This window comes from Micromonospora zingiberis, assembly GCF_004331455.1.
GTDB lineage: Bacteria > Actinomycetota > Actinomycetes > Mycobacteriales > Micromonosporaceae > Micromonospora > Micromonospora zingiberis.
This window is the reverse complement of the sequence record NZ_SJJR01000023.1, coordinates 17,955-34,690: the sequence shown is the minus strand read 5'-3', so window position 1 is coordinate 34,690 and position 16,736 is coordinate 17,955. Positions and strand designations below refer to the sequence as shown.

Annotated in this window: 12 protein-coding genes; 8 read left to right on the top strand and 4 right to left on the bottom strand. The window is 68.8% G+C overall.

The window, feature by feature from the left end; all coding sequences use genetic code 11:
* Nucleotides 1–4: 4 nt before the first annotated feature.
* Complete coding sequence (locus E0H26_RS24880; protein WP_131307816.1) at nucleotides 5–643, bottom strand: PadR family transcriptional regulator; 639 nt, start codon at nucleotides 641–643, stop codon at nucleotides 5–7.
* Nucleotides 644–833: 190 nt separating this feature from the next.
* Here E0H26_RS24880 and E0H26_RS24875 point away from each other — a divergent pair, with 190 nt between their 5' ends.
* The 3 genes from E0H26_RS24875 to E0H26_RS24865 all read left to right on the top strand — a co-directional run bounded on the left by E0H26_RS24875 (nucleotide 834) and on the right by E0H26_RS24865 (nucleotide 6,072).
* Nucleotides 834–1,289, top strand: a complete 456-nt coding sequence (locus tag E0H26_RS24875) for a DUF5318 family protein (RefSeq protein ID WP_131307814.1) — start codon at nucleotides 834–836, stop codon at nucleotides 1,287–1,289.
* Nucleotides 1,290–1,483: 194 nt separating this feature from the next.
* The gene (locus tag E0H26_RS24870; protein WP_131307812.1) at nucleotides 1,484–4,396 is read left to right on the top strand and encodes a transglycosylase domain-containing protein; all 2,913 of its coding nucleotides are present in this window, start codon (nucleotides 1,484–1,486) and stop codon (nucleotides 4,394–4,396) included.
* Between the two features lie 152 nt (nucleotides 4,397–4,548).
* A complete protein-coding gene (locus tag E0H26_RS24865) occupies nucleotides 4,549–6,072 on the top strand; it encodes a glycosyltransferase family 87 protein (RefSeq protein ID WP_131307810.1) in 1,524 nt (507 codons plus the stop codon).
* A 37-nt stretch (nucleotides 6,073–6,109) separates the two neighbouring features.
* Here the strand turns inward: E0H26_RS24865 and E0H26_RS24860 are convergent, their stop codons facing one another.
* Both E0H26_RS24860 and E0H26_RS24855 read right to left on the bottom strand, forming a co-directional pair.
* On the bottom strand, nucleotides 6,110–8,584 hold the full coding sequence (locus E0H26_RS24860; protein WP_240742352.1) for a hypothetical protein: 2,475 nt from the start codon (nucleotides 8,582–8,584) through the stop codon (nucleotides 6,110–6,112).
* Nucleotides 8,581–9,372, bottom strand: coding sequence for a deoxyribonuclease IV (locus tag E0H26_RS24855; RefSeq protein WP_131307808.1), 792 nt, complete (start codon nucleotides 9,370–9,372; stop codon nucleotides 8,581–8,583). The genes E0H26_RS24860 and E0H26_RS24855 overlap by 4 nt, the downstream gene beginning before the upstream one ends.
* Before the next feature lie 599 nt (nucleotides 9,373–9,971).
* On the opposite strand from E0H26_RS24855, the gene rpsF reads away from it, so the two are divergent.
* The 4 genes from rpsF (at nucleotide 9,972) to rplI (ending at nucleotide 11,611) form a co-directional block, all read left to right on the top strand.
* Nucleotides 9,972–10,262, top strand: coding sequence for a 30S ribosomal protein S6 (gene rpsF, locus E0H26_RS24850; protein WP_092381323.1), 291 nt, complete (start codon nucleotides 9,972–9,974; stop codon nucleotides 10,260–10,262).
* 79 nt (nucleotides 10,263–10,341) lie between these two features.
* Nucleotides 10,342–10,869, top strand: a complete 528-nt coding sequence (locus E0H26_RS24845; RefSeq protein ID WP_206025354.1) for a single-stranded DNA-binding protein — start codon at nucleotides 10,342–10,344, stop codon at nucleotides 10,867–10,869.
* Between the two features lie 41 nt (nucleotides 10,870–10,910).
* Complete coding sequence (gene rpsR, locus E0H26_RS24840; protein ID WP_007073789.1) at nucleotides 10,911–11,150, top strand: 30S ribosomal protein S18; 240 nt, start codon at nucleotides 10,911–10,913, stop codon at nucleotides 11,148–11,150.
* A gap of 14 nt (nucleotides 11,151–11,164) precedes the next feature.
* Nucleotides 11,165–11,611: a 50S ribosomal protein L9 gene (gene rplI, locus E0H26_RS24835; protein WP_131307806.1), complete on the top strand. Its 447-nt coding sequence runs from the start codon at nucleotides 11,165–11,167 to the stop codon at nucleotides 11,609–11,611.
* A 127-nt stretch (nucleotides 11,612–11,738) separates the two neighbouring features.
* Here the strand turns inward: rplI and E0H26_RS30140 are convergent, their stop codons facing one another.
* The gene (locus E0H26_RS30140; RefSeq protein ID WP_131307804.1) at nucleotides 11,739–13,403 is read right to left on the bottom strand and encodes a hypothetical protein; all 1,665 of its coding nucleotides are present in this window, start codon (nucleotides 13,401–13,403) and stop codon (nucleotides 11,739–11,741) included.
* A 376-nt stretch (nucleotides 13,404–13,779) separates the two neighbouring features.
* Here E0H26_RS30140 and dnaB point away from each other — a divergent pair, with 376 nt between their 5' ends.
* Nucleotides 13,780–16,728 (top strand): replicative DNA helicase, encoded by a 2,949-nt coding sequence (gene dnaB / locus E0H26_RS24825; RefSeq protein WP_240742351.1) that lies wholly within the window; start codon nucleotides 13,780–13,782, stop codon nucleotides 16,726–16,728.
* The last annotated feature ends 8 nt before the right edge of the window (nucleotides 16,729–16,736 follow it).

Sequence of the window (16,736 nt, the reverse complement as noted above, 5' to 3'; positions counted from 1 at the left end):
TCTGTCACGGCCGCTCTTTCCTGGACTCTCCAGGCGGAGGCGGGCTGTTGTCTTCTCGTCGGCCGCCGGCCGTCCCGTCCTGCGGGACCGTCGGGGCACGGCCGGAGCGCTCGTTGGCGATGAGCTCCTCCAGCCAGCGGACCTCGCGCTCACAGGCCTCCAGGCCGTGGCGCTGCAACTCCAGGGTGTACGCGTCGAGGCGCTCGGCCGCCCGGCCCAGCATGTCGCGAAGTCCTTCACGACGCTCCTCGATCGTGCGGCGGCGACCTTCCAGGATCCGAAGTCGGGTCGCCCGATCGGTGCGGGCAAAGAACGCGAAGTGCACGCCGAAGCCGGTGTCGCCGTACGTCTCCGGCCCGGTCTGTGCGATGAGCTGGGCGAAGCGTTCCTTGCCCTCCGCGGTGATGGTGTAGACCACCCGACCTCGTCGGCTGGTCAGCGCGGGAACCTCCTCGGCGGTGGCGGGTGTCTCGGCGGCCTCGGTGATCCAGCCCGCCGCCTGGAGGCGGCGCAGGGTCGGGTAGAGCGAGCCGTAGCTGATGGCTGCCCGGATCGCCCCGAGCTTGGCGGTGAGCTCCTTGCGCAGCTCATAGCCGTGCATGGGGGCCTCCTGCAACAGGCCGAGGATGGCCAGCTCAAGCATCGGGCCACCCTCCCTTTACCCTGTACGGGATCCGCTAACCACCACGATGTATCGGACCGATACATCGCACCGTAGCGGCTCGTTCCGACCGGGGCAAACCCCCGGCCGGTAAACCCTCGGTCCGGGGTCCCTCAGTCACAGATCGTCACGGTGGTCGCCTCGCCAGACGAGACCGCGTACCCTTTGCCGCATGCGTACGCAGCGCCAGGTCGTCGACTACTCGCTCCGGAGGCGAGCGCTGCTGCGTGAACTCGTCGCCGGCCGGGTCGGCACCTATGACCTGTGCGACGCCTCTCCGTACCTGAAGAACGCGGCCCGCTTCCATGGCGAGCCCACCGACCAGCGGTGTCCGATCTGTCGGAGCGAGAACCTTACCCACGTCCACTACATTTATGGCGACGAACTCAAGCAGTCCGCTGGGCAGGCCCGTACGGTGGCCGAGTTGTCCGCACTGGCGATGACGCTGCGTGAGTTCCAGGTCTTCGTGGTGGAGGTGTGCCTCGGCTGTGACTGGAACCATCTGGTGGAGCAGTACCTGCTCGGGCGGGACGGATTGACCGACGGCGAGCCGGAGCATGAAACGGTCGGCGGGGTTGCCGCCGCTGTTGGAGCAGGTACCCGGCGAAGGCGAGAGGCCCAACGGTGAATCGAGCGCGATCGGCCGCCCCCGGCCATGACGTAACTGGCCGGGGCGACCGACAGCTCGTAAGTGCGAATAGTCCGAATGATTTGCATTTGACGCTGAATCCACGGCACCCCCGTGCCATGGACGGGTGTCGCAACTCACGGCAAACCGGTGGCGGCGCGACGGCGCTCCACTGCGACGGCAGGGTGTGAGGAATGAACTCGTACGGTGATCCCAGCTCCTTGCGCGGCCGGGCCCGAATACCGGGCCAGGACGACCCGGGGCAGGCGGACGACGCGTACCGCAGCCCGAGTGGTGATCCGCGCGGAGTCAACTGGTCAACCGGACCGGATGGTGCGGGCTCGTCGGCTCACGCCTCGGCCGGCGGGCGGGCCTCGGTCGGCGGATCGGCGAGCGTCCCGCCGCGCGGTGGACCCGCTGCCGGCTCGGCCTCGGTCGGTCGTGCCGGCCCGGGTCGTGCGTCGGTGCCGGTTTCCCCGGCTCCGGGCGGTCGTGCGTCGGTGCCGGTTTCCCCGGCTCCGGGTGGGCGCGCCTCGGTGCCGGTCTCGCCCGCGCCGGGTCGGGCTGGTCGTGCGTCGGTGCCGGTCTCCCCGGCCCCCGGCGGGCCGGCGGGCCGGGCTTCGGTCGGAGCCGCTGGCGTCGGCGCGGCGTCGGCCGGCCGGGCGAGCGTCGGTTCGGCGTCCGTGGGTGGCCCCGGCGGTCGGGCGGCGGTGGCTCGGGCCAGCGTCGGCGGACCGGGTGGACCAGGCGGACCCGGCGGCCCCGGTGGGCCGGCTGGTCCCGGGCGCGGTGGTCGCGACCCGAACGCGGTGGCGCGGGCCCGCAAGCGCAAGCGGATGAACATGCTGATCGCCGGCTTCGCGGTCTTCATCATGCTGGCCGGCATCGGCGTCGTCGGGTTCACCTACTACTCGACAAACGTGGTGCTGCCCAAGGAGATCCCGCTGCCGCTCTCCACCACCGTCTACGCCAAGGACGGCAAGACGCTGGTGGCCAAGCTCGGCAACGAGAACCGCACCTTCGTCACCATCAACGACATCCCGCTGCACGTGCGGGACGCCGTGGCCGCCGCCGAGGACCGCAACTTCTACCGGCACTCGGGTGTGGACTACAAGGGCATCGCCCGGGCCGCCTGGAACAACCTCTCCGGCGGTGACAAGCAGGGTGCCTCGACCATCACCCAGCAGTACGCCCGCAACGCGTACGAGAACCTCCGGGACGACAGCTACGCCCGGAAGGTGAAGGAGGCGATCCTCGCCTCGAAGCTGAACGACCAGTTCGGCAAGGAACAGATCATGGAGAACTATCTCAACGTGATCTACTTCGGTCGGGGGGCGTACGGCATCGAGGCGGCGGCGCAGACGTACTTCAACACCAGCGCCAGGAAGCTCACCGTGGCCCAGGGAGCGGTGCTCGCCGCACTGATCAAGCAGCCCCAGGCCAGCCCCACCCACAAGGGGTACGACCCGGAGGTCAACCCGACCGACGCCAAGATCCGTTGGGACTACGTGATCAACGGCATGGTGGAGGAGGGCTGGCTGGACCAGCCGGGCCGGGAGAAGCGCCCGACCGAATACCCCAAGGTTCAGAAGGCCAAGAAGGACAACGGCTTCGGTGTGGCCTCCCCACGCGGCAACGTGATCAACTACGTCCGCAAGGAGATGGAGGAGTGGGGGCTCTGCTCCAACTCCGGGGCGCCGGACAAGCCCAGCTGCGTGACCGAGCTGCGCGAGGGCGGCTACCGGGTCACCACCACCATCGACCCGAAGATGCAGAAGGCCCTGGAAGAGGCCGCCCAGGTGGGTCGCAAGGGTTCGGTCCTCGACGGGCAGCGGAAGAACCTGATGGCGGCGGTGGTCTCGATCGACCCGAAGACCGGCCGGGTGCTGGCCTACTACGGCGGTAACAGCGGCGCGGACTTCGACTACGCCGGCCTGAACACCAACCAGAACGGCGACATCGTCGGCGGCCATCCGCCGGGCTCGTCGTTCAAGGTCTACACCCTGGCTGCGGCCATCGATGCCGGGATCTCGGTCAAGTCGCACTGGGACGCCACCCCGTTCAAGCCGGAAGGCTACGACACCGAGATCATCAACGCCGGGCGAAACGCCAGCTGCGCCAAGTGGTGCAACCTGCAGGAATCGACGGTGCAGTCGTACAACGTGCCGTTCTTCCACGTGGCCGAGGAGATCGGCACCGACAAGGTGGTCGACATGGCCCGCCGGGCCGGGATCCGCACGATGTGGACGGTCGACCCGCCGAAGCCGTACGACCTGACCAAGAACAAGCCCGAGGAACTCGCGCCGAAGTACTTCGACCGGGTGGTCGGCTTCGGGCAGTACCCGATCACCGTGCTCGACCACGCCAACGGCCTGGCCACGCTCGCCCACGGTGGCAAGTACAACAAGGCGCACTTCGTCCGTACGGTCGAGAAGCAGAACAAGTCAACCGGTAAGTGGGACAAGGTTCCGGGCACCGGCGAGAAGCTCAAGCCGCAGCAGGTGATCCGGCCCGAGGTCGCCAACGAGGTGACCGCGGTGCTCAAGGAGATCCCGGGCAAGAACAACGCCAGCCTGGTCGGCCGGCAGGCGGCCGGCAAGACCGGCACCTGGCAGCACGCCGACACCAGCCAGAACGCGCACGCCTGGATGGTCGGCTACGACGAGAACGTGGCCACCGCGGTGTGGATCGGCAGCCGCGACCCGAAGAAACCACAGATCCTCGATCCCGGCGGCAACAACATCAGCGGTGGTGGGCTGCCATCCCGCCTGTGGAAGCGGTACATGGACGAGGCGCTCAAGGGTTACGACCCGTCCGACCTGCCGAGCGTCACCGGGACCGGTGACCAGGACGCCGGCAACGGCATCGCGCCCGCTCCGCCGCCGCCGGACAACGACCCCGACTGCGCGCCGACGGACTTCTTCTGCCAGTTCGGCGGCGGCGGTAACAACGGCGGTGACAACGGCGGTAACCGGGGCGGTGGCCGGGGCAACAACGGCGGCGGAGTTCCGACCGACCCGCTTCCCGGGGGTGGTGGTGACGCACCACCGGACGGCGGTGGCGGTGGCGGTGGACTGCTGCCACCGAGATCGACAGCTCGGGAGTAAACGCGTCGAGGCGATGGGCGGCCGGACACTGTCCGGCCGCCCATCGCCTGTCTCGGTCGAGATGACTCTCTGCCAGCCGTTCCATGGCGATCCGCGCTGTCGTCGTGGTTTCGACTACTCCCCGGCCAACTGATACGGCAGGATGCACGGTCATGAGCACGAAGTCGACGCCAGGCATCGATGAATCCGGTGTCACCGACCACCCGTCCCGCTCCGACGGCTTCGTCCGTGGACTGTCCGGACTGATCGGTGGCCCGCTCGGTGACCACGCCGTCACCCGCGACCGTCCGGGTGCCGGGCAGGGTCGGTTCTGGACGGCGATGCGGATCGTCCTGGCGCTGACCTGTCTGACCCTCGCCCTGCACTGGGTACAGAAGTCGCCCTGCCAGGACGGTGCCTGGGTGAACAACCAGCAGTACACCAAGTTCTGCTACACCGACGTGCTCGCGCTCTACTACGCCGAACGGCTCCACGAAGGTGCCGTGCCGTACCGGGACCACCCGGTGGAGTACCCGGTGTTGACCGGCTACTTCATGGGTGCCCTCGGGCTGCCGGTGCACGCCGCCGGTGAGGGCAACCCGGAGATCAACCAGGGGCAGTGGTTCTACAACCTCAACGCACTCGTGCTCGGTGCGCTGGCGGTGGCGACGGTGATGGTGCTGCTGTCGCTGCGCCGCAAACGACCCTGGGACGCGGCCCTGTTCGCACTCTCCCCCGCGCTGCTGCTCACCGCCACCGTCAACTGGGACTTCCTCGCCATCGGCCTGGCCGCCCTGGGCCTGCTGGCCTGGGCGCGAACCCGGGACAGCCAGGCAGGACTACTGATCGCGGTGCTGTCCGGAGTGCTGATCGGGCTCGGCGGCGCGGCCAAGATGTGGCCGCTGTTCCTCCTCGGTCCGATCCTGGTGCTCGCGATCCGCGCCAACCGGGTGTGGGCCGCCCTGCTGTCCATCATCACCGCCGCCGTGACGGTGGTGCTGGTGAACCTGCCGGTGGCCATCCCGTACCGAGAGAACTGGAACCGGTTCTTCGAGCTGAACACCGAACGGCCGATCGACTGGGGAACCCTCTGGTACATCGGCCGCTATCTGGACGGCAAGTTCGGCGACCCGGCCAACATCGGCCCGTTCCAGTGGCTCGACGCGAACATTCCCACCCTGAACTACCTGTCGTACGCGCTGTTCGGGCTGGCCTGCCTCGCCATCGGTGCGCTCGCCCTGTTCGCACCGCGCCGTCCCCGCCTCGGGCAGTTGGCGTTCCTCGTGGTCGCCGCCTTCCTGATCTTCAGCAAGGTGTGGTCGCAGCAGTTCGTGCTCTGGCTGCTGCCGCTGCTGGTGCTCGCCCGGCCCAAGTGGGGTGCCTTCCTCGCCTGGCAGGTGGCGGAGGTCGGCTACTTCGTCGCCTTCTACGGTGAACTGCTCGGCGCATCGACCGGCACTCCGGTCATCCCGGAAGGGGTGTTCGTGCTGGCGGCGAGCCTGCGACTGGCCACCGTGGTGACCCTGTGCGTGCTCGTCGTGCGGGAAATCCTGCACCCCGAGCGGGACGCCGTACGCCAGACCTACGCCGACGACCCGGACGGCGGTCTGCTCGACGGAGCCCGGGACGCACCCTGGCTCGACCGCCTCCGCAACCGTCACGCCGCCCCCGCGCCGACTCCCGTTCCGACCACCTGAGCGCCGGCACCCGCCCGACGCCCAGGTGGGTCGGCACTCAGAGTCGGAAGAGGAGGACCGAGCCCATCTCCTCGCGGGTGATGCCCAGCCCGTCCAGCGGTGCGTGGACGCTGACCTCCCACGGCGTGCCGACGATCTGGTCGCGCAGCACCAGCACGTTGCGTACGCCGAGAGTGCGCAGGTAGTCGACGCTGGTCTGGTCGGGGAAGGTCATGGTGACCTGGCGGACGTCGTCCAGTTGGCGTGGGGTGAACCCGCTGCCACCGTTGACGATGTCCTGGAACCGGGTGGTGGACCAGAGCATCACCGGCTGGTCATGGTTCTGGCCGCTGGGCAGCACCAGCAGTGGACCGCCGACCGTCTGCATGGCGGCCGGCTGCTTCGGCACGGTCGGATGCGGCGTGGTGTTCGTGCCCTCGGCGATGACCAGCAGCAGCGGCACCAGGGTCGCCAGCCGCAGCCACGGGCTCGGCCACGACGGGATCCGCTCGGCGGAGATCTCCCGAACCCGCTCGGCGAACGCGCTGACCGCGCCCGCCGCGAGTAGCCCGAGGAGCAGGGTGGTCCAGAGCATGAGCCGGCCCGGCGTACGGATGCCGTTCCAGCCCGGCAGGTACTCGAAGAGCGGTACGTAGGTGAAGTCACCGCCGAAGAACCTGGTGCCCATCGACAGTGTCATCGCCACCAGCACCCCGGCGAGCAGGAACAGGCGTTGGCGGACCGTCCAGATCGAGAAGAACAGACCACCCGCGGCCAGCGCGTAGAGCGCGAAGCCGGGCAGCAGCGTCATCTCCGGGTGCCAGGGCAGGATGGCCCGAGCGCCTTCGTGCAACTCGCCCCAGACTCGGGACTCGCCTGGCGCGGTGACGAAGCCGCTGGCGGGGGGCGAGAAGACGGCGATGTCCCCGATGGTCCGCTCGGCGTGCGGATGCAGTTGCGCCACGGTGAAGTAGGGAATGGCCAGCAGCACACCGACCCCGGCGAAGATCAGCCCGCCGATCAGGTTGGCGACGAAGAGACGCTGACCGAAGGGGCGCCTGACCCGCCAGAAGATCCGCTTCGCGAACCAGATCAGGGCGGCAACGAGGACCGTGCCGGCGAGGACGTACGCGAACGGCAGGCCGATGCCGAAGCCCAGGCTCAACTGCCAGGCGGCGACCAGCCAGCCGGTGTAGACCCAGCCCTCGTGCCGGCGATCGGGTCGATAGCCGTGTCGCAGCGACCAACCGTGTCCCCGGGCGAGCATGGCCAGGGCCAGCGGAATACCGCCGTTGGAGATCACGTGCAGGTGCCCCGCCTGAGCCAGCAGCCAGGGTGCGTAGGCGTAGCTGACCCCGGCCACCGCAGAACCGATCCGGCTGGCACCGAGCTGACGCGCCAGCACGTACGCGCCGAACGTGGCCAGCGCGTGCGCCAGCACGAACATGATGTTGTAGCGGAGGATGGCGTCCTCGGGGCCGCTACCGATCAGCCCGGCCGGTGCGTAGCCGAGCAGGGTGTCGGAGAAGGCGAAACTCCACCGCTCCGGAAAGAACACGTTGGCGTGCCACAACTGGGCCGGATCGGTCCGCAGGCTATGCCCCGACCAGGCCATCTGCCAGGCTTGCAGGCTCGGGTCCCAGTAGTCCTGGGGCAGCGTGTGTCGCGGGTAGCGCAGCGTCGGCCAGGTCATCAGCACGGCCAACGCCAGGGAACCGAGTGCGGCCAGGGTCCACTCGTGAATCAGCAGCCGACCCGACCTGCGCGCCAGTCGCCCGTACCACCTCGGCACCGGCTCGGGTGCGGGCCCGAAGGCCGCCCACCGATCCTTGCCGTCGCCGTCGGCACGGCCCTTGCCGTCGCTGCTCCCCGAGTCCTTGCCGTCGCCCGCCGGGTCTTTGCCCTCGCCCGCCGAGTTCTTGGCATTGCTGTCGCCGGCCGGCTCCTTGGTGGTGCGGTCGCCCGTCTGGTCCTTGGCGGTGCTGTCGCTCGCCGCGTTCTTGGTGGTGCGGTCGCCCGTCTGGTCCTTGGCGGTGCTTGCGCCCGTCTGGTCCTTGGCGGTGCTTGCGCCCGTCTGGTCCTTGGCGGTGCTTGCGCCCGTCTGGTCCTTGGCGGTGCTTGCGCCCGTCTGGTCCTTGGGCTTGCTTGCGCCCGTCTGGTCCTTGGGCTTGCTTGCGCCCGTCTGGTCCTTGGGCTTGCTGTCGTCCGCCGGGTTTTTGGTCTTGTTGTCGGCGTCGCCGGTCTGGCTGTCGGCCCCGCCGGTGTGTTCCTTGGCCTGGCGGTCGTTGCCGTCCTTGTCGGACGGCTCCCCGCCGCCCCGGTCGGCCGCTGCCTCCTTCGGGATCGGCCCGACCTCGTCGGCCTTGTCGACGGTTGCCGTGGCCGAGCCGGGGGCACGATCCTCGACCTCCGGCCCGCTGTCGGCCTGCCTGCCGACGGGAGCCGGATCTCCGGCGGCCCGGTTGTCGGGTGAGGTCGGTCGCTGACTACCCGAGGGAGACGCGCTGCCCGAGGGGGACTGGTCGGTCGTCATCGCACCAACGTCTCCGCGCCGAGCTGCTCACGCAGGAAGGCGATGTCGTCGCCCTGGCCCGTGGTGCCACCGGGGGTCTCGACGATGGCCGGAGCGCCCGCTGCCCGGATCACCCCCACCACGAGTTCCGGATCGATCGTCCCGCCGCGCAGGTTGTCGTGGCGGTCGCGGCCGGAGCCGAACCCGTCCTTGGAGTTGTTGGCGTGCACCAGGTCGATCCGCCCGGTGATGGCCTTCACCCGGTCCACCAGGCCGAGCAGTTCCTCGCCGCCGGCATGGGCGTGGCAGGTGTCGAGGCAGAAGCCGACCTCGTGGTCACCGATGGCGTCCCACAGACGGGCGAGCGCGTCGAGTCGGCGGGCGCAGGCGTTCTCACCGCCGGCAGTGTTCTCGATCAGCACAGGTAGCCCGAACCCACCGGATTCCTGCGCGTACGCCAGGGCCTTGCGCCAGTTCTCGAAGCCGGTGGCCGGGTCGTCACCGGCGTTGACGTGCCCGCCGTGCACCACCAGCCCCTTGGCACCGATCGCCGCTGCCGCCTTCGCATGGGCGAGCAGCAGCTTGCGGCTGGGGATCCGGATGCGGTTGTTGCCGGTGGCGACGTTGACGACGTACGGCGCGTGCACGTAGACGTCGACGTCGGCGGTGCGTAGCCGCTCCGCGTCGGCGCGAGGTTGCGGCGCCTTCCAACCCTGAGGATCGGCGAGGAAGAACTGCACGGCGTCGGCCGCTCGGGCAGTCGCCTCCGCCAGCGGGTCGGTCGGATCGACGTGGGCTCCGATACGCATGCAGGCGAGCCTACGTCGCGTCGCCGACAGCCGTGGTGACCCACCGACGGGTGGCGTCACCGAGCCTCAGTGGAGTCGTTGATTCCGGTGGATGCGACAAGTGCAGCAGGTCAGCTCCGCCGCCGTTCGACGGTGGCGAAACAGATCAGCGGAGTAGGACGTGGACTGTGGTCCGGTGGCCACGGTGTCGAGCTGGTGGCAACGGTTCACGGCCAGCCGAGAAAATTGTCGGAAATTTTGAGATTTGCCCCGTGAAGCACTGACTTCCGCGATAACGTCAGGTAACAACGTGATAAAGCTCCGCGGGGCGTCTCCGGTCCAACCTCATCGGTGTGGTCGTTCCTCCCCAGGTCCCACCCAAGGAATGCGGACGAGGCGCCCCGCGGTCACGTGGCCGGGGGCCCGTGTCGACAGCGACGTCGGCATGGGCCCCCGGTTCGCTGTGCCCGTCACCTCGATGAGGGTGATCGTCTGGGCCGGGTATCCTGGTCAGGTTGTCCGCTCCCGGTCGGGTTCCCCCGCGTCGGGACGGGCCACGACGCACGACCTCCTGCCACGGAAGGACCGTGGCCGCTTAGCCCACAGGAGGTGAGCACGTCTTGCGTCATTACGAAATCATGGTGATCCTCGACTCCAGCCTCGAGGAGCGCACCGTCGCCCCGTCGCTCGACACGTACCTGAACGTGATCAGGACCGCGGGTGGCTCGGTGGAGAAGACCGACGTGTGGGGCCGCCGGCGCCTCGCGTACGAGATCAACAAGAAGTCCGAGGGCATCTACGCCGTCATCGACCTCCAGGCGACGCCGGAGGCGGTGGCCGAGCTGGACCGGCAGTTGCGGCTCAACGAGTCCGTGCTGCGTACCAAGGTCATTCGGCCGGAGATGCGCTAACTATCCACCCAGCCCCACCCGGATCAGCCTCACCCGTGCTGTCAGAGGGTTCTGAGAACCTGTACGGCAGAACGGATGAGTGCGCGAGGAGATGGTCATGGCAGGAGACACCACCATCACGGTCATCGGCAATCTGACCGATGACCCCGAGTTGCGATTCACTCCCTCGGGGGCGGCGGTCGCCAAGTTCCGGGTCGCCTCGACGCCCCGATTCATGGACAAGGCGTCCGGCGAGTGGAAGGACGGCGAGCCGCTGTTCCTTTCGTGCACCGTCTGGCGGCAGGCCGCGGAGCACGTGGCGGAGTCGCTACAGCGCGGCGCCCGCGTGATCGTGTCGGGCCGGCTTCGGCAGCGGTCCTACGAGACCCGCGAGGGTGAGAAGCGCACCGTCATCGAGCTGGAGGTCGACGAGATCGGCCCGTCGCTGCGCTACGCCACGGCGAAGGTGCAGAAGATGTCCCGCTCCGGTGGCGGTGGCGGCGGCTTCGGTAGCGGTGGCGGTGGTGGCCAGGGCGGCGGAGGCAACTTCGACGACCCCTGGGCTTCGGCCGCACCGGCACCCTCACGTTCGGGTGGCGGCAACTTCGATGAGGAGCCCCCGTTCTAATGGCGCCGAGCGCCCGTGATCGTAAACCAGGAGCAAGAGCAATGGCGAAGGCTGCGGCACTGCGCAAGCCGAAGAAGAAGGTGAACCCGCTCGACAAGGACGGGATCACCTACATCGATTACAAGGACACCGCGCTGCTGCGCAAGTTCATCTCCGACCGCGGCAAGATCCGCGCTCGGCGGGTGACCGGCGTGACCTCGCAGCAGCAGCGGCAGATCGCCCGTGCGGTCAAGAACGCCCGTGAGATGGCGCTCCTGCCGTACACGGCGACGGCCCGCTGAGAGGAGGCGCCGACATGAAGATCATCCTGACTCAGGAAGTGTCCGGGCTCGGTGCCCCGGGTGACATCGTCGAGGTCAAGAACGGCTACGGCCGTAACTACCTGCTTCCGCAGGGCTTCGCGATCGCCTGGACCAAGGGCGCGGAGAAGCAGGTCACCCTCATCAAGCGGGCCCGCTCGGCCCGTGAGATCCGTGACCTCGGCCACGCCAACGAGGTGAAGGGCCAACTCGAGGCTCTCAAGGTCAACCTCAAGGCCCGTGCCGGCGAGGGCGGCCGACTCTTCGGCTCGGTCACCCCGGCCGAGATCGTCGACGCCGTCAAGGCGGCCGGCGGCCCGGCCCTCGACCGGCGTCGGCTGGAGGTGTCCGGTCACATCAAGTCGATCGGATCGCACCCGGTGCGGATCAAGCTGCACCCCGAGGTGACCGCCACCTTCAACCTCAACGTCATGCAGGGCTGAGCCCTCGCACGACAGCTGACCGGGCCCGCACCATCTCCAGATGGTGCGGGCCCGGTCACGTATCACCGGCTGGCTGCCACGCCCATTCAGATGGCGACGTGTGACGGAAGACGAAGCCGACCCACGGTCAGCCGATGGGCTGACCCGTCACCGCGCTGATCAATACCGTCGAGAGGCCACCGCCGACCACCGCAGCGGCGAGCGCCACCGTCGTCGGCTTCCACGTGGTACCCACCCGCCGCAACAGCGTCGCGACCACCAGACTGCTCGCCAACGCGAGCCCGAAGCGCGGTATCCCCGTCACCATCGCCCCGAACGCCCGCGCCCGTGGCGAATCGCAACCCCCACCGCTGATATCCGTCACGCAACCCGTGGGCGGCGCACCATCCAGCGTCAGCAGCCAGACGAAGATCACTATCGCGGGCAGGAGATAACAGGCCGCTGTGTAGAGCAGCGGCAGCCACGGAGCCCCCGGATCAGGATCGAGCAGATCGTCTTCCAGCCGCCGGTTCCACCCGCCGTTACCGACCGCCTCGATGCGCCGCCGTACCGACGCCATGCCGGTCTGCCGGGACGGTGGCACCGATGCGGGACGCCGGGGTGCCGAACGCGGCCGAGGCGCGGTGTAACCGACCACCGGCGACCTCGGCGCCGACACGCTCGCCTCGACCCATCGCGGATCGTCGCCGGCCAACCGGGTCCCCGGCCAGAAAGCCTCCTGCGCCGGCTCCGCTTCCGCCGGCTCAGCCCAGGACCACTGCCCGGCACCCGACGTCGCACCCGACGTGGCGCCCGAGGTCGGAGGTTGCGTACGGTCCCACCGATCCGGCTCGGAATGCCCGTCCCATCGGTTCGAGCCGCGCCGCCGATCCCACCGATCGGCCTCGGCAGGACGCTCCCACTGACCCGTACTGTCAGGCTGGAGCCACTGACCTGTCCGGTCCGGCTCAAGCCACTGATCCGACGCCGGTGCCTGGAGCCACTGACTGGTGCTGTCCGCGTCCCACGGATCGGTGGACCCAGCCTCGCCCCGGTTACCGACCTCGGCGGGTTGCTGCCACGCGTGCAGCCCCGACGCGTCCCACGGATCCACCGCAGGCCGAACCTTCTCCGGCTCCGCCCGACGCTCCCACGGCTCCGCCGTCCGCTCCCACGGATCCACGGCCGGGCCCGGGTCGGGCTCCGCCGCGCGACGCCGACGCCGGGTGGGCGCCTCCGCAGCAGACTCCGAGCCGGCCGGCTGCTCGCCCTCGTCGGACAGACCTGACCAGGTCACCTCGCGGCGACGCGACTGCGCCCGCCGGGGCCGGCTCTGCGGTGTCACACCGGACACCGGGTCATCGTCGGCAGCTCGCCGACTGCCGACGTAACCACCCTCCTGTGGACGGTCGAACGTCCATTCCCGGGTGTGGTCCGAGGTGGCCTCGGCGGCCGGCGGCGAGGATTCCCGCCACGTCGACTCGCTGGGCTGCCGGCTCCGGGTGGTCTCCGTGGCCCGCCGACTGCCGGCGTACCGGGGGCGGTCCTCGTCGTCATCGTCGTCCGGGGCGGCATGCCGGCCTCCACCGTCGACGCTGCGTACGCCCGACTCCAGCGCCCACCGCGGCAGGTACGGCTCGGCCGGCTCCTCCTGCCCACGCTCGATCGCGCGACGGCGGCTCGGAGTGCGGTAGCGCTCGACGGCGGAGTCGTAGCGGTCGTCCGGAGCGTCCTCGGCGGGATCGGCCCACGAGGCGGCCGACCGTCGCTCGCGCGGACCATCCTCCCCGCTTGCCCAGTCCCGGTAACTCACGGCCGGAGCGTGACCCTTCTCAACCGAAAGTGCAATCCGCTGTCCAGGTGTAGCCGTAGGGCACCGATCCTACGGGACTATCGGGACAAAGCCCTACCCGGAAATTATCGTCCACAGGCTGTGGATGATATCCGCACAGCTCAACAGCGCGACGTCGGGACTCTCCCAACAGTTATCCACACCCTGTGCACACCCTGCGCACATGCCTGTGCACCGGCGTCCACAGGTTGTCCCGAGGCTCGTCCACCGCTGCGGTTGAGGGCCTGACCTCGGGTTCCGTATGGTGGCCCAAGCCGCCCGCCCGATGGCCCCCGATCGACGCGGACGGTCAACCTAGACGGACCCGGGCGATGGCGCCTGGAACCGCGCCGACGCAGTGGAGGGGGGCCCGGTGTCGGTCACCGACGACATGCGGACAGAGCCGTACCCGGGCGGATCATCGTCCGCCCCGCCGCAACGCGACGGCCAGTTCGACAAGACCCCGCCGCAGGACATCGCCGCCGAGCAGTGCGTCCTGGGCGGCATGTTGCTGTCCAAGGACGCCATCGCCGACGTCGTCGAGATCCTCAAGACCAACGACTTCTACCGGCCGGTGCACGCCACCATCTTCGACACCATCCTGGAGATCTACGGCCGGGGCGAGCCGGCCGACGCGATCACCGTGGCGGCGGCCCTCGCGGACTCCGGTGACCTGGCCCGCATCGGCGGCGCCCCCTACCTGCACACGCTGATCGCGAGCGTCCCGACGGCCGCGAACGCCGCCTACTACGCGCGCATCGTCAGCGAGCGGGCCGTGCTGCGGCGACTGGTCGAGGCCGGCACCAGGATCGTCCAGCTCGGCTACGGCACCGCGGGCGGCGGCAGCCGCGACGTCGACGACATCGTCGACCTGGCCCAGCAGGCCGTCTACGACGTCACCGAGCGTCGGGTGAGCGAGGACTTCGCCGTCCTCGCCGACATGCTCCAACCGACCCTCGACGAGATCGAGGCGGTCGGCGCCCAGGGCGGCGTGATGACCGGCGTCCCCACCGGCTTCACCGACCTGGACCGGCTGCTCAACGGCCTACACGCCGGACAGTTGATCATCGTGGCTGGGCGACCTGGTTTGGGGAAGGCGCTGGCCCTCGATACTCCGCTGCCGACACCGAACGGCTGGACCTCCATGGGCGAGGTCAAGGTGGGCGACCAGTTGATCGGCGCCGACGGCAAGCCGACCACCGTCACGTACGCGTTCGAGGTGCGCGTCGATCGCCCCTGCTACGAGGTCGAGTTCTCCGACGGCTCCGTCATCGTTGCCGACGCCGACCATCTGTGGGCGACCACCACCCGGGCAGCGCGCCGGCAGCGGAGCGAGAGGCAACCGAGTCATCAGTGGGGCGAGCATGCGCGTGCCGCAGCCGCAGCCGCTCATCTGGCCGTCACCGCATCTCCGGACCGACTCGTCACATACTCCGAGGCGGTGGAGATCGCCGGGCCTGAGTTCCGGAACGTCCTGCATGTCCTGGCCGCCAAGGTCGGCGTCGCCGGACAGGTCGAACGGGAGTACACCCGGGGTGGAAAGCCATGGCGGCGATCCGTCGCTGCCTACTCTGCGCACGCCCTGTTCGGTGAACTCCCGGCACGGGTGAACCGGCTCAGGAATGCGGAGACAACGGCCGTCCATCAGCAGGTCGTCACCACGGAACACATCGCCAAAACGCTCCGACACCCGGCAGACGGGCGCGTGAACCACGCGGTGGACAACACCAGACCGCTGTCACTGCCGGAACGGGACGACTTGCCGGTACCTCCATACACCCTGGGAATCTGGTTGGGTGATGGGCATGCCGCTGCTTCTCGGTTCACCTCTGCGGACCCGGAAATCGCTCAGTACGTAACGGACGATGGCTTCGTGGTGACCCCTGGCGCCGGCACCTACTCCTACGGGATCAAGCTGCCGCCGCTGGAACCCTTGAAACAGCGGGCATGCGTCGTGTGCGGTGCCACGTTCACTCCTCGCGGCACTGCCGTCACAACTTGTGGCAGGTCGTGTGGCGGCCGGTCGAGAGGGCTCGTCAAGGCCACCGACCGAGGTGGCTGTGAGACGTGCGGGACGACCTCGGCGGGCAGTTGGAGCGGCTCCCGACGTTGCGCACCCTGTCGACGCCAGCACGGCACGTTCCTCGGACGGTTGCGAGCCGCTGGCGTTCTGAACAACAAACACATCCCTCAGCCATACCTGCGGGCGTCCGAGGATCAACGACGGGCGCTCTTGGCGGGATTGCTCGACACGGACGGTACCGCCGCCCCGGCCGGTCATGTCCAATACACCACGACATCACAGCGGCTGGCCGAGGACGTGTACGAGCTCATCGTCAGCCTGGGATATCGCTGCTCGGTCAACCGTAAGGCGGTCAAGGGGCGTCGCCCCGAAAGCTCGGTGGCCTACACGCTGAACTTTTCGACCAGCGACGAGGTGTTCAGGCTGACCCGCAAGCGGGTGTCTCACGGACAGCGTCGGCGCAAGGTCGGCCGCGAGGGCGTCCGCTCCCGGTACATCGTCGATGTACGTCCGGTTCCGAGTGTGCCGGTGCGCTGTGTGACGGTCGACAATCCGGACCACCTGTACCTGGCTGGCCCCGCCATGATTCCGACGCACAACAGCACGGCAAGTATGGACTTTGCCCGAAATGCGGCCATTAGGGCTAATCAGGCGGCGGCCATCTTCTCGCTGGAAATGAGCAAGGTCGAGATCGTCATGCGGCTGCTCTCGGCCGAGGCCCGCGTGCCCCTGCACGTCCTGCGCAGCGGGCAGCTCTCCGACGACGACTGGACGAAGCTGGCCCGCTGCATGGGCGAGATCAGCGAGGCGCCGCTGTTCGTGGACGACACCCCGAGCATGAACCTGATGGAGATCCGGGCCAAGGCTCGCCGACTCAAGCAGCGACACGACCTGAAGCTGATCGTGGTCGACTACCTCCAGCTGATGACCTCACCGAAACGCACCGAGAGCCGACAGCAGGAGGTCGCGGACCTGTCCCGAGGGCTCAAGCTGCTGGCCAAGGAGGTCGAGTGCCCGGTCATCGCGGTCAGCCAGCTGAACCGTGGCCCGGAGCAACGTACCGACAAACGGCCCCAGTTGTCCGACTTGCGGGAATCTGGATCAATTGAGCAGGACGCCGACGTTGTCATCCTTCTGCATCGCGACGACTACTACGACAAGGAGTCGCCGCGCGCCGGGGAGGCGGATTTCATTGTCGCCAAGCACAGAAATGGTCCGACCGACACGGTGACGGTGGCGGCTCAGTTGCACCTGTCGCGGTTCGTGGACATGGCCATCGTCTGATCTCGTTA